16 protein-coding genes are annotated in these 12,339 nt (G+C 59.6%); 8 read left to right on the forward strand and 8 right to left on the reverse strand.

The window, feature by feature from the left end; genetic code table 11:
• Window positions 1-140 precede the first annotated feature (140 nt).
• Both ACTJJ7_RS05065 and ACTJJ7_RS05070 read right to left on the reverse strand, forming a co-directional pair.
• Complete coding sequence (locus ACTJJ7_RS05065; RefSeq protein ID WP_440965757.1) at window positions 141-1,958, reverse strand: tetratricopeptide repeat protein; 1,818 nt, start codon at window positions 1,956-1,958, stop codon at window positions 141-143.
• 153 nt (window positions 1,959-2,111) lie between these two features.
• Window positions 2,112-3,128, reverse strand: a complete 1,017-nt coding sequence (locus tag ACTJJ7_RS05070; RefSeq protein ID WP_105736929.1) for a polyprenyl synthetase family protein — start codon at window positions 3,126-3,128, stop codon at window positions 2,112-2,114.
• A gap of 173 nt (window positions 3,129-3,301) precedes the next feature.
• On the opposite strand from ACTJJ7_RS05070, the gene ACTJJ7_RS05075 reads away from it, so the two are divergent.
• The 6 genes from ACTJJ7_RS05075 (at window position 3,302) to moaB (ending at window position 6,944) form a co-directional block, all read left to right on the forward strand.
• Window positions 3,302-3,523, forward strand: coding sequence for a putative signal transducing protein (locus ACTJJ7_RS05075; protein WP_105737327.1), 222 nt, complete (start codon window positions 3,302-3,304; stop codon window positions 3,521-3,523).
• Window positions 3,524-3,526: 3 nt separating this feature from the next.
• A complete protein-coding gene (locus ACTJJ7_RS05080; protein WP_440965759.1) occupies window positions 3,527-4,300 on the forward strand; it encodes a methyltransferase in 774 nt (257 codons plus the stop codon).
• Window positions 4,301-4,379: 79 nt separating this feature from the next.
• Complete coding sequence (locus tag ACTJJ7_RS05085; RefSeq protein WP_440965761.1) at window positions 4,380-5,237, forward strand: S49 family peptidase; 858 nt, start codon at window positions 4,380-4,382, stop codon at window positions 5,235-5,237.
• An 85-nt stretch (window positions 5,238-5,322) separates the two neighbouring features.
• Entirely contained in the window at window positions 5,323-5,508 is a 186-nt protein-coding gene (locus tag ACTJJ7_RS05090) for a hypothetical protein (RefSeq protein WP_091880998.1), read from the forward strand.
• Window positions 5,509-6,399 carry a 4-(cytidine 5'-diphospho)-2-C-methyl-D-erythritol kinase gene (locus ACTJJ7_RS05095; RefSeq protein ID WP_440965762.1) on the forward strand — a complete coding sequence of 297 codons (891 nt, stop codon included), beginning with the start codon at window positions 5,509-5,511 and terminating at the stop codon, window positions 6,397-6,399.
• 2 nt (window positions 6,400-6,401) lie between these two features.
• Window positions 6,402-6,944 carry a molybdenum cofactor biosynthesis protein B gene (moaB, locus tag ACTJJ7_RS05100; RefSeq protein ID WP_440965763.1) on the forward strand — a complete coding sequence of 181 codons (543 nt, stop codon included), beginning with the start codon at window positions 6,402-6,404 and terminating at the stop codon, window positions 6,942-6,944.
• Between the two features lie 3 nt (window positions 6,945-6,947).
• On the opposite strand, the gene ACTJJ7_RS05105 is transcribed toward moaB, so the two are convergent.
• Entirely contained in the window at window positions 6,948-7,454 is a 507-nt protein-coding gene (locus ACTJJ7_RS05105) for a glycosyl transferase family 2 (protein ID WP_130268817.1), read from the reverse strand.
• A gap of 149 nt (window positions 7,455-7,603) precedes the next feature.
• On the opposite strand from ACTJJ7_RS05105, the gene ACTJJ7_RS05110 reads away from it, so the two are divergent.
• Window positions 7,604-8,755 carry a PA0069 family radical SAM protein gene (locus tag ACTJJ7_RS05110; protein ID WP_105736917.1) on the forward strand — a complete coding sequence of 384 codons (1,152 nt, stop codon included), beginning with the start codon at window positions 7,604-7,606 and terminating at the stop codon, window positions 8,753-8,755.
• Between the two features lie 127 nt (window positions 8,756-8,882).
• On the forward strand, window positions 8,883-9,542 hold the full coding sequence (locus ACTJJ7_RS05115) for a ribonuclease HII (protein WP_440965766.1): 660 nt from the start codon (window positions 8,883-8,885) through the stop codon (window positions 9,540-9,542).
• Window positions 9,543-9,610: 68 nt separating this feature from the next.
• Here ACTJJ7_RS05115 and ACTJJ7_RS05120 read toward each other — a convergent pair whose 3' ends face one another.
• The 5 genes from ACTJJ7_RS05120 to ACTJJ7_RS05140 all read right to left on the reverse strand — a co-directional run bounded on the left by ACTJJ7_RS05120 (window position 9,611) and on the right by ACTJJ7_RS05140 (window position 12,320).
• Window positions 9,611-10,090, reverse strand: coding sequence for a F0F1 ATP synthase subunit B (locus tag ACTJJ7_RS05120; RefSeq protein ID WP_105736913.1), 480 nt, complete (start codon window positions 10,088-10,090; stop codon window positions 9,611-9,613).
• 11 nt (window positions 10,091-10,101) lie between these two features.
• A complete protein-coding gene (locus tag ACTJJ7_RS05125; RefSeq protein WP_105736911.1) occupies window positions 10,102-10,728 on the reverse strand; it encodes a F0F1 ATP synthase subunit B in 627 nt (208 codons plus the stop codon).
• A gap of 93 nt (window positions 10,729-10,821) precedes the next feature.
• A complete protein-coding gene (locus ACTJJ7_RS05130; RefSeq protein WP_105736909.1) occupies window positions 10,822-11,049 on the reverse strand; it encodes a F0F1 ATP synthase subunit C in 228 nt (75 codons plus the stop codon).
• A gap of 72 nt (window positions 11,050-11,121) precedes the next feature.
• Window positions 11,122-11,874, reverse strand: a complete 753-nt coding sequence (locus ACTJJ7_RS05135) for a F0F1 ATP synthase subunit A (protein ID WP_105736906.1) — start codon at window positions 11,872-11,874, stop codon at window positions 11,122-11,124.
• Window positions 11,875-11,909: 35 nt separating this feature from the next.
• The gene (locus ACTJJ7_RS05140; RefSeq protein ID WP_245457701.1) at window positions 11,910-12,320 is read right to left on the reverse strand and encodes an AtpZ/AtpI family protein; all 411 of its coding nucleotides are present in this window, start codon (window positions 12,318-12,320) and stop codon (window positions 11,910-11,912) included.
• Window positions 12,321-12,339 lie beyond the last annotated feature (19 nt).

Genomic DNA, 12,339 nt, shown 5'->3' on the forward strand with positions numbered 1-12,339 from the left:
GACGGGAAATGGAGTGCCCGTCCTAAGGCGTGCCGTCTGGCCGGTCAAGAGAAAGGACGCCACGGCAATGGCTTTCCCAGGCACCCGCAGCGGAAATCATGGCAAGGGTGCCGGGAAAGCACCCTTGCTTCACATGATGATCAGCCCTTGTTGTCCGGAGCCGGAACGGGAGCCGCCGGTTGCGGCGCCGGAGGTTCCGGTGCTTTGGGTGTATCGCCGCCATTCTTGGCGACGCCCGGCTCCTTCGCATCGGGAAGACCGTTCTTCAGCTTTTCCTCGATCTTGACCAGATCTTCGGGCTCTGGCTTGGAATCGCGGGCATGGGCCCACTGGAAAGTCGCCTCCAGCTTGCGCCCGGCGCGCCAATAGGCATCACCAAGATGGTCGTTGATGGTTGCGTCTTCGGGACGCAGCTTCACCGCCTGCTCCAGCTGGATAACCGCATCGGCATAATTGCCCATCCGGTAATAGGCCCAGCCGAGCGAGTCGACGATATAGCCATCCTGCGGGCGGGAGGCGACGGCCTTCTTGATCAGGTCCAGTCCCTGCTCCAGCTTGATATTCATATCGATCCAGGAATAACCAAGATAATTCTGCACCTGCGGCTGATCCGGATAGAGTTCCAGCGCCTTGGTGAAATTCGGTTCTGCCTTATCCCACTGCTTCAGCCGCTCATAGGCGATGCCGCGCTGGTAGAAAATCATCCAGTCGTTGCGTTCAGGCTTTTCGATGGCGGCAACAGCCTTGTCATAGGTTTCAGCTGCCTTGGCGTAGTTCTTGTCCTGCGCATAGATGCTGCCAATGGCAAGGTAGGTGCGGATATCCTTCGGGTCGGCCGCCAAAAGACCGTTCAAATGCGTGATCGCTTCGTCATGACGCTTCAAGATGGCCAGGTTGATGGCAATCTGCATTTCCGCATCGCGGTTATAGGCGGAGTCGGAGGGAATGCGGGTAAAATACTCGACGGCCTTCTCCGGCTGCTCCAGCTTGGCGCTGATGTCGCCGATCTGGAAAAGGGTTGCATCGTGGTCGGGGCGCAGCGGCAGCGACATCTGCAGATAGAGTTTGGAAAAGGCCTCGGCACCGCTGCGGTTGATGGCGGTTGCCAATGTGTACAGCACTTCCGCCGCGCCCTGCTGCGGTGTCTGCACCAGCGGCTTGACCGTCTTGGCGGCCGAAAGCTGCTTGCCGAATTCGACCAGCACCATGCGGCCCGACAGCACTTCCGATGCGTCCTTGATCAGCGCTTCCGCGCCGTCCTTGTCACCGTTGCGCATCTTGAATGACGCATAGGCCTCGATCAGCCGCTCATAGGTATCGGGGGCGGCAGCCAGGCTTGGGCGGTCGTCGAGAGCGCTTTGATAGAACGCTGCCGCCTTGTCCTTCTGTCCCGCCATGTCGGCGATGAGCGCCGAATTGTAAATCTTGAACAGGGCAAAACCGTCCGGGCCCTTCAGCTTGCTGATCATGGCCAGCGCTTCATTGGGCTTGCCTGCCCCCGCCCTGGCCCAGGCGGAAATCAGACCGGTGATCATTCTGTCGAGGTCTGACTGGAGCGACAGCAGCATCAGGTTGTCCACCTTCTGGTACTGCTTCTTGTTCATCGCATCGATGCCGAGCGCCAGACGCGAAAAACGTTCGATCTCCGGAACCGATTTCAGTTCCTGCGCAATCGGCAATGCCTCCTTGAACTGGCCATCGGTCAGAAGAACCAGCAGGAGACTCTGGCGCAATTCCTTGTTTTTCGGATCATAGGCAAGAGCCTGCCGGTAGAAGGAAATGGCGCTGTCGAAATCATTGCTGCGTTCGGCGGTGCGGGCAGAGAGAAAGGCACCGGACAGTGAACCGGCAGCAGTTGCCAGATCCTTGCCGGTCGCCGCCGGTGCGGAAATGACACTGATGGTCAAGGCAGCGAGTGTTGCGCCCATCACGGAGCCAAGCAATTTACTGCGCTGCATATACAAAATCCCTCTTCATTGTCGTCATTGTGAAATGATCGCCCGAATCCTCAGGAAAAGCATGGCCTTTTTACGGTCCACTCTCAAGTTTCATCGAAAGAATAAAGGCAACGGCCTGCCAGAGGCCATGGCAGGCGTTCGATCCACAACGGATCAGTTCACGCGGCTGATGCAAAAGTCGATGACTTCCAGAAGGGCGTCCTTCTGCGGCGACTGATCGAGCGGGGCCAATGCATCGCGGGCAATCCCGCCAAAATGCCGGGCGCGCTGGATCGTATCGCTGAGGGCGCCGTAGCGGGTCATCAAGCCCTTGGCCTTCTCAAGCGCCTTGTCGTCGTTGGCGCCATTCTCCAGCGCGTCCTTCCAGAACAGCCGCTCTTCCGCCGTGCCGCGTCGATAGGTCAGAACCACCGGAAGGGTAATTTTGCCTTCGCGGAAATCATCACCGGTGTTCTTGCCGAGATCCTTGGCATTGCCGCCGTAATCCAGCGCATCGTCAACGAGCTGGAATGCGAGGCCGAGATTGAGGCCATAGGAGCGCAGCGCCTGGCGATCCGTGCGCGAGGACGATGCAATGATCGGCCCCACTTCGGCCGCTGCGGAAAACAGCGCGGCCGTCTTGGCCTTGATCACCGCCAGATATTCATCTTCGGTTGTCTCAAGATTTTTTGCCGCCGCAAGCTGCATGACTTCGCCTTCGGCAATGACCGAAGCGGAGGTTGCCAGCACATCGAGCGCTTCGAGCGAGCCGACGTCCACCATCATTTTGAACGCCTGACCGAGCAGGAAATCGCCAACGAGAACGCTGGCCTGATTACCCCAGATCATGCGCGCCGTGCTCTTGCCCCGGCGCAGGTCGCTCTCGTCAACCACATCGTCGTGCAAAAGGGTTGCCGTGTGCATGAACTCGACGCTGGTGGCCAGCTTGACGTGGCCATCGCCCTGATACCCGAACATGCGGGCAGCCGCGAGCGTGATCATCGGGCGCAGGCGTTTGCCGCCGGACGAGATCAAATGGTTCGCCACTTCGGGAATCATCTCGACGTCCGAACCTGCCTTGGACAGGATCAGTTCGTTGACACGGGCCATGTCGGCCTTGGTAAGATCAATCAGCGGCTGCACCGATCCCGTGCTGCTTTTCTTATCGTCCAGACTGACAACAACGCCCAAAACGAAACTCCTAAACTTCTCGCATAATGCGGCGACACCTTATTTTGACAGGCTATAACCCGCAAGCGGCGAATTGGCGCGCAAAAATGGCAGGGGTTACAAATTCGTGATAAAGCCCACACATGTGCTACAGGACTTATGGCACTTCCGGGCCAGTCATATGGGTAATGGCAATGATCGAAATCATGCGCACGAACGATCCTGTTCTCATCTCCTTTGTCGAATCACTGCTCAAGGATGCCGGCATCCGGCACTTTATCGCCGATTCCAACATGAGTGTGCTCGAAGGTTCCGTCGGTATTCTCGCACGCCGGGTGCTGGTCGATGCCAGCCGGGAGGATGAAGTCCGGCGCCTGCTCAAAGACGCCTGCCTCGAGCGCGAACTGCGCGGCTGATCCATGCCATCGACCGATACGCCCTATACGCTGGATGCATTCCATCGCGGCCGGTTTCACCTGCTCCAGCCCGCGCTGAAGGGACACCGTTCCGGGGTGGATGCGATGGTGCTTGCCAGCGCCGTACCCGATGATTTCTCCGGCCGTGTCGCAGACCTTGGCGCCGGTGCCGGCGCGGCGGGCCTTGCCGTGCTTGCGCGCTGCAGCAAGGCCAAGGCGGTCTTGATCGAACGTTCTGATTTCATGGCCGACTTCGCCCGCAGATCGCTTGCGCTGCCGGAGAATGCCGCCATCGCCGCCCGCACCGAACTCCTGCAGGCCGATGTCACCCTGACCGGCAAGGCGCGGGGTGCGGCGGGGCTTGCCGACAACAGTTTTGACTTCGTGATCATGAACCCGCCCTTCAACCGGCCCACCGACCGCGCGACGCCCGATCCGGTGAAGGCGGAAGCCCATATCATGACCGACGGCATGATGGAGCAGTGGATCCGCACCGCCGCTGCCATCGTCAAGCCCGGTGGAGCGCTTGCCATCATTGCCCGCCCGGCTTCGATTGCCGAACTGCTCGATGCCTTGCAGCGCCGCTTCGGCGGGCTGGTCATCGTGCCCGTGCAGCCAAGACCGCAGGATGCCGCTATCCGCATCATCATCCGGGGAATTCGCGGCAGCCGTGCGGGCCTTACGCTTGCCCCTGCCCTGATCATGCACCACGAGACCGGCAACGGGTTCACCGAGCGCGCAACAGCCATAAACAATGGCCTTACATCACTTTTGTAGCATTTTCCGCACGGCGCCATTGTGATTTCATGCGTACCGCCTACATGCGCATGACTTGAAAGCATCAAAGGAGAAAGCATTGGCCCGATTGATCCGAAAATTGCTGCCGCGCCGTTGGCGCCCTGATTTTGTGGAGATACCGGTGGTTCGCCTGCATGGCGCCATCATGTCTGGCGGCGGTCAATTCCGGCAAAATCTTTCGCTTGCCTCCACTGCATCGGTTCTGGAGAAGGCTTTTGATGACAAGGATTCGCCCGCGGTGGCAATCTCGGTCAATTCGCCGGGCGGCTCTCCGGTGCAGTCGCGCCTGATCTACCGGCGCATCCGCGACCTGGCAGCGGAAAAGAACAAGAAGGTCTATGTCTTCGTCGAGGACGTCGCGGCCTCCGGCGGCTACATGATCGCCGTCGCCGGTGATGAAATCATTGCCGACCCTTCATCGATCGTCGGCTCGATCGGTGTTGTCTCCGCAAGTTTCGGCTTTACGGAACTGATCAAGAAGATTGGCGTGGAACGGCGTGTCTATACGGCGGGAAAGAACAAGGCGACGCTCGATCCCTTCAAGCCGGAAAACAAGGCTGATGTCGAACACCTGAAGACCCTGCAGCTCGAAATCCACGAGATTTTCATCGATCTGGTCAAGGAACGGCGCGGCGACAAGTTGAGCGCCAGCACCGATCTTTTCACGGGCCAGTTCTGGACGGGAACGCGCGGTGTCGAACTCGGTCTGGTCGACGGTCTTGGCGACATGCGCTCCTATCTGCAGTCGCAATATGGCCCCAAAACCAAGCTAAAATTGATCTCGCAGCCGCGCGGACTGTTCGGGCGCAGGATTCCGTCCGCCAGCGTGCGGATCGAAGGCCTTGGCAGCGGTCTGGCCAATGGGCTCGTGGACGCCGCCGAGGAACGGACGCTCTGGTCGCGGTTCGGCCTGTAAACCGGCGCAGGATTTTTTGGCAAGGCCGGAACTCCATGCTATGAATGCGGACAGGAATGATATCGGTAGTTGAGGGTTACAGACGATGCCACAATTGATCTTTTTTGCTCTTGTCGGCGCCGCCGCCTATTATGGCTATCGTTCATTCAAGAAGGAAGCACAGCGCGTCTCGCAGCGCGTCCGCGAAGCCGAAAAAGAGGCACAGAATCGGGCGCAGGGAACACTGGTTCAGGACCCCGAAACCGGTGAATACCGCCTGCGCAAAGACTGAGTGTCCATGCTTGCCAGTCCCGACCACACAGTCAGCCTGACCGCCCCGGCCAAGATCAATCTTGCATTGCACGTGACGGGCAGGCGTGACGACGGCTACCATCTGCTTGACAGTCTCGTCGTGTTTGCCCGTTTCGGCGACCGGCTGAGCGTGACGAAAGCGGCGGCCGATTCCTTTACCCTGTCCGGCCCCTATGGTGCCGGTCTTCCCGCCGACGATACAAACCTGGTGCTGCGGGCACGGGACGCCCTGCGCCGCCAGCATGGCGGACGGGCAACGCCCGTCGCCATCCATCTGGAAAAACATCTCCCCGTCGCGTCCGGCATCGGCGGCGGTTCCAGTGATGCCGCTGCGGCCCTGCGTGCGCTGGGTGCGCTGTGGGATATCGATGCCAGCCTGACGGAATTGGCCGCGCTTGGCCTGCCGCTGGGCGCCGATGTGCCGATGTGCCTGCATGGCGAGGCGCTGATCGCGCGCGGCATCGGCGAAAAGATCGAGCGCATCGCAGCCTTTCCGCGCTTGCCCATGGTTCTCGTCAACAATGGCGTCACGGTGTCGACGCCCCAGGTCTTTTCCGCGCTGACCCGCCGCGATAATCCTCCGCTGCCTGCCCTGCCTACCCTGACAAGCCTTACGGAGGTCTGCGCCTATCTCCGGCAGACGGACAACCATCTTTTCGCAGCCACGCAAAAGCTTGCGCCGTCGATCAATGGCAGCATGCAGGCGTTGATCGACACCAATCCGCTGCTCGCGCGCATGTCCGGCTCGGGCGGCACCTGCTTTGCACTCTACAGCGACGACGCGGCGGCTGACGCAGCGGCAAGACGGTTACGCCAAAGCCAGCCTGCATGGTTTGTCGTCGCCACCAGTAGCACTATGGAAGGGAACTGATCTTGGCCCGCATTGACGAGACACGCCCCTTTGTACCCGTCGGGATCGCCGTGCTGACCGTTTCCGATACGCGCACGCTCGATGACGATAAATCCGGCACAACGCTGGCTGACCGCATCGTGGCGGCGGGGCACCGGCTGGCGGACCGCGCCATCGTGACCGATGACCGCCAAGCGATACGCGACAAGGTGCTTGCCTGGTCAAGCAGCCCCGATGTGGATGTGGTCATCACCACAGGCGGTACGGGCTTTACCGGCCGTGACGTAACGCCGGAAGCCCTCGAGCCGATCTTTGAAAAGCGCATGGACGGCTTTTCCGAGGTGTTCCACCGCATTTCCTATGACAAGATCGGCACGTCGACCATTCAGTCCAGGGCAACCGGCGGTGTAGTCAATGCCACGTTTGTTTTCGTGCTGCCGGGCTCACCGGGCGCCTGCAGGGATGCCTGGGATAATATTCTCCAGTTTCAGCTCGACTACCGCCATATGCCCTGCAATTTCGTCGAGATCATGCCGCGGCTGGACGAACATCTGAAACGGGGCTGACAGCTACTTCACCGCGCCGGGAATAATCTCTGCCCGCAGGCGTTTCATGGCGAGACCGCGCGCCAGGTCCACGGCGCTCTTGCCCGGAGCCGACAAAGCCATCGCCTGACGCTTTGAAATCAGCAGCCCGTCGGCCAGCGGATTGCCCGGCGAGAAAACCCGGGTGAAAAACGGCCGCCGGTGGGCATGTGAGCGGGTGAAGCAGGCTGGCCCCTGCATGCGTTCCACGTGGATGGACACGGCCTCGATCCAGCCGTCAATCAGCCGCGCACCGGGTTCGATAAACAAAATCCAGTCGCTGCGCGCACGGCGCAGGCCATCGATCAATGTCTGGTCCTGCAGGAAAATGCACCCGGCCGCATCGGCCACACGGTGAGTCTGGTCGGTTGAACCCTGATCAATGACGATGACATCGCTCAACACACCTTCGACAGCTCCGCCCACCAGTCCGCCGAGCGTTCTGGCCAAGGGTTCATCGGCATTGCGGGTTTCGATCAGGACGGAAATCATCCATTTCAGTTATAGTATTATTATTGAAATTTCCATCATCCTTTTTCATCAGATTGTTCTTGCTTTGTTCTCATAATTTGTTAGGAATACATTCATGTTGCGACGGTGATGAGCGACTCAGTCTCGCTCCGGTCTCAAGGAGAATGCCAATGAACATCATGGTGCAGGCGGACAGGGCCGCCTTCGGGCAAGGCCGGGCGCAGCATGCCAATGCGCTCGTTGAGGAAGCCGGGCTGCGGATCGATCATGAGCGCCGCCGCGGACGCGGCGCGGGCATGAACCCATCCGGGCGCTTCGAGCCGGAAACGCGCCATGTCTTTGACGATGGCTGGGAGACAATCGAGGACTTGCCTGCCTTCAAAACCGAGGTGCAGATCGAGAAGCCGCGCACGATCATTACACGCAATGACTCGCCGGATGTCGGATTCGACCGCTCCATCAACCCCTATCGCGGTTGCGAGCATGGCTGCATCTATTGCTTCGCCCGCCCCACCCACAGCTATATGGGGCTGTCCGCCGGTCTCGATTTTGAATCGAAACTGTTTGCCAAACCCGATGCGGCCAGGATGCTCGACCGCGAACTGTCCAAACCGGGTTATACCGCCAAGACCATCGCCATCGGCACCAATACGGACCCCTATCAGCCAATCGAGAGGAAATGGCGCATCATGCGCGATATCCTGCAGGTGCTTGAAGAGCACCAGCATCCGGTCGGCATCGTCACCAAGTCGGCGCTGATCATGCGTGACATCGATATACTCGCCCGCATGGCCGAGAAAGGTCTTGCCAAGGTCTGCCTTTCCGTCACGACGCTGGACGGCAAGCTCGCCCGGACGATGGAACCAAGGGCCTCAACCCCGACACGGCGGCTGCAAGCACTGCGTGCACTTTCCGACGCGGGCATTCCGACGGGAACCCTGGTGGCCCCCATCATTCCCGGTCTCAATGATCACGAGATCGAGCGCGTACTCGACAGCGTCTATGCCATGGGCGCGCGCGAGGCTGGCTACGTACTCCTGCGCCTGCCGCTTGAGGTCAGCCCCATCTTCAAGGAATGGCTGCTGCGCAACTACCCGGATCGCTACCGCCATGTTCTTTCTCTCGTGCGCTCCATGCGCGGCGGCAAGGATTACGACGCGGAATGGGGCAAGCGCATGCGCGGTGAAGGCCCCTATGCCTGGCAGATCGGACGCCGGTTTGAAATCGCCGCCAAGCGGCTCGGTATCAACCTCGCCAGGCGCCGCTTGCGCACCGACCTGTTCGTACCAACCGCGGGCAGCGAACAGTTGTCGCTGTTTTAACGGGCCATAACCCGTTTCTGAAAATCCGTCGGGCGCCCCCCATCCCGCTGACGGACGCCCCGATGCCCTACCCCATCCGCATCGGGGCCTTGCAGAGAATCAGAACGAATGCGAGTCTCGCCGCAACATGACTCGATCGCGTTCTGATTCTCTGCTTCTTCCTCTCGATACCGGCAAACCTGATTTTGCGGCGGAGCGCCGCCTCATGCGCGATGGCATACCCCATATCGTGGGGATCGACGAAGCGGGCCGGGGTCCTCTGGCAGGCCCTGTTGTCGCTGCGGCGGTTATCCTTGATCCCGAGCGGATTCCCGATGGTCTTGACGATTCAAAACGCCTGACCGCCAGGAAGCGCGCGGAATTGTTCGATATCATTTTGAAGACCGCGCTGGCGTCGGGTATTGCCAGTGTCGCCGCACCGTCGATCGATGCCACAGACATTCTGAAAGCCGCGCTGGAGGCCATGCGCCGTGCCACATGCGGCCTGTCCATTCTGCCCGGCCATGCACTCATTGACGGGCGGGATGTGCCACGCGGCCTTCCCTGCCCCGGTACGGCTGTGATCAAGGGCGACCAGCGCTCGGTCTCCATCGCCGCAGCCTCCATTCTCGCCAAGGTCAGCCGCGACCGGATGATGGCACAGGCCGGCCGTCACTACCCGGTCTATGGGCTTGAGACCCATGCAGGCTATGGAACAGCGTTTCATCGCAGCGCGATGCAAACCCACGGACCGGTGGTTGGCCTGCACCGCTTCAGTTTCGCACCGCTGAAGAACCGGGACGTTTAGCGCGGGCCACGCACCCCAAAGAAAAAGCCGCCTTGCGGCGGCTTTTTCAAATTTCATTTTGCCTTCAATCAGTTCAGACGGGTCTTCACTTCGCTCAAGGAAGACTTGAACAGGTCAGCCGATGTCTTGGCGTCGACCTTGTCCTTGAGGATACGGCCAGCAGCCGCAACAGCGATGTCGACTGCGGAAGCGCGAACGTCGTTGACCGCCTCTGTCTCGGCCTGAGCGATCTTCTGCTCGGCAAGCTTGTTGCGGCGCGCAACATATTCTTCCGTCTTCTGCTTGGTTTCCTCAATGATAGCATGGGCTTCACGCTGCGCTGCGGCAACGATCTCGCCAGCTTCCTTTTCGGCTTCCTTGCGCTTGCGCTGATATTCGGCCAGCAGCGACTGCGCTTCTTCACGCAGGCGACGGGCTTCCTCCAGCTCATCGCGGATGCGATCAGCACGGCCGTCGAGCGACTTGCCCACAACGCCCGGAACCTTCAGATAAACCAGCAGTGCCAGGAAAATGACCAGACCAACCAGGGCCCAAAATGTTGCGTCCATCATGGTTCTCCTTAGCCGCGAACAGCTTTGACCGCGGCGGTAACGCTTGCCTTGTCGACAGTTCCACCGATGATCTTCTTGACGATTTCAGTCGCCGTTTCCTCGGCGATGGCACCGACGCCAGCCATTGCCTTGTCCTTGATGGAGGCAATGCTTGCCTCGGCATCAGCCAGCTTCTTCTCCAGAGCCGCCGAGATTTCAGCGGTTTCCGCATCAGCCTTGGCTTTGGATTCGTCACGGGCCTTCTGGGCAATGCCGCCGGCCTTTTGCTTGGCTTCGGCAAGCTCCTGCTCATAGGCAGCAAGCGCCTCGTCCGATTCCTGCTTCATGCGGGCAGCCTGATCAAGATCGGTCGCGATGCGATCGCGGCGGGTCTCGATGATGCCGCCGATGCGGGGCAGAACCACGCGCGACAGGAACAGGTAGAAAAATGCAAATGTCAGCGCCAGCCAGAGCAGCTGCGAAGCAAAATGGCTGGAGTCAAAGGGCGGGAAAACACCTTTGTGCGCCACACCCGTTTCGGAGTGGGTCGCGGTACCGTGAGCATCAGGCGCGGCACCGGGTGCAGCCGTTTCGGCATGCGCAGGTGTCTCGGTCTGAGCGGTTGTGGATGCGGCTTGAGCCGAAGACACAAACATATGCTGTCCCCTTGGTTCGGGCATTTCCCGATCTACTGACTATAAATCTTATACTGGCCACGCGCCGCGCAGCCAGTATCGATGGTCTGCTGATTAAACAGCGAACAGAAGCAGAAGAGCAACGAGCAGCGAGAAGATGCCCAGAGCTTCAGTAACGGCGAAGCCGAATACCAGACGGCCGAACTGGCCATCAGCTGCGGATGGGTTGCGCAATGCACCGGAGAGGTAGCTGCCGAAAATGTTGCCGAGGCCGAGGGCCGTTCCGGCCATACCAAAACAAGCGAGACCTGCACCGATGTACTTTGCTGCTACGGGATCCATGTTAAACTCCTTTGGATAGAATAGGTTATTGATAGATTGCGTTTGGCGGAGGCCCGCCGGCGAAGTTTTTTCTTAGTGACCGCCAGGATGCACTGCGTCATTCAGGTACATGCATGCCAGCACGGTGAAGACGTAGGCCTGCAGGAAAGCCACCAGAAATTCGAGACCGGTAATCGCGACAGTCATGATCAGCGGCAGGATTGCGCCGCCAATGCCGAGTGCACCCAGGCTACCCAGCGACACCACGAAGCCCGCAAACACTTTCAGCGTGATGTGGCCAGCAAGCATGTTGGCGAAAAGACGAACTGAAAGGCTGATCGGGCGTGAAAGGAAGGAGATGATTTCGATCGGCACCACGAGCAGAAGCAACGCAGCCGGCACGCCTGACGGCACGAAAACACCAAGGAACTTGAAGCCGTGCTTGGCGAAACCATAGACGAGGACCGTGCCGATAACGAGGATCGCGAGCGCGAACGTCACGATGATCTGACTGGTGACCGTGTAGAAATAGGGAAACAGACCGAGCACATTGGCTGTCAGCACGAACATGAAGAGCGAGAAAACGAACGGGAAGAACCTCATCCCAGCGGTTCCAGCCGAATCGCGCAGCGTCGAAGCCACGAACTCATAAGCCATCTCGGAAACCGACTGCAGACGGGTCGGGATCAGGCCGCGATTGGAAGAAGTGAGGTAGAGAAACGCTGAAGCAACCGCAACCGTCGCCACCATGAAGAAGGACGAATTGGTGAAGGACAGGTCAATTCCACCGACATCAATGGGAATCCATCGTGCAATCTGGAATTGATGGATCGGATCGTTGGCCACGCTAACCTCGTCTATATCGTTCCATGCCCGCAGGCTTATTCCGGTTTCTCGCGGTCATCGCTCTTGTCGAGCTCAAATCCGCGGTTCTCCGCCACATGTCCTGCAGAGCGCAGGATATTCAGCGTTCCGGCACAAAACCCCAGGAGGAGCAGAATGATCAGCCCCCAGGGTGAAGTACCTAAAAATCGGTCAGCTAACCAGCCCAACCCCGCACCAACCAGAACGCCGGCGATAAACTCGCTCGACAGTTTCATGGCCTGCGCGACACCGGAGGCGGTCCCCGTCCCCTCGTCTTTCGAACCGGTCTTCCGGCCAACACCCTTTGAAGCAAGTTTTGCTTCCAGATCGCGGCGGCGATTTTCCAATTCAACCGAAGTCAGCGGCTTTCCGGCATCCGGCGTATTACCGACAGAACCTGACTGATCGGGCTCGTTCCCCGTGGCCAATGGCATGTCCTTTACACGC

Origin of the sequence: Phyllobacterium sp. 22229 (assembly GCF_052056495.1) — a bacterium.
Classification (GTDB): domain Bacteria; phylum Pseudomonadota; class Alphaproteobacteria; order Rhizobiales; family Rhizobiaceae; genus Phyllobacterium; species Phyllobacterium myrsinacearum.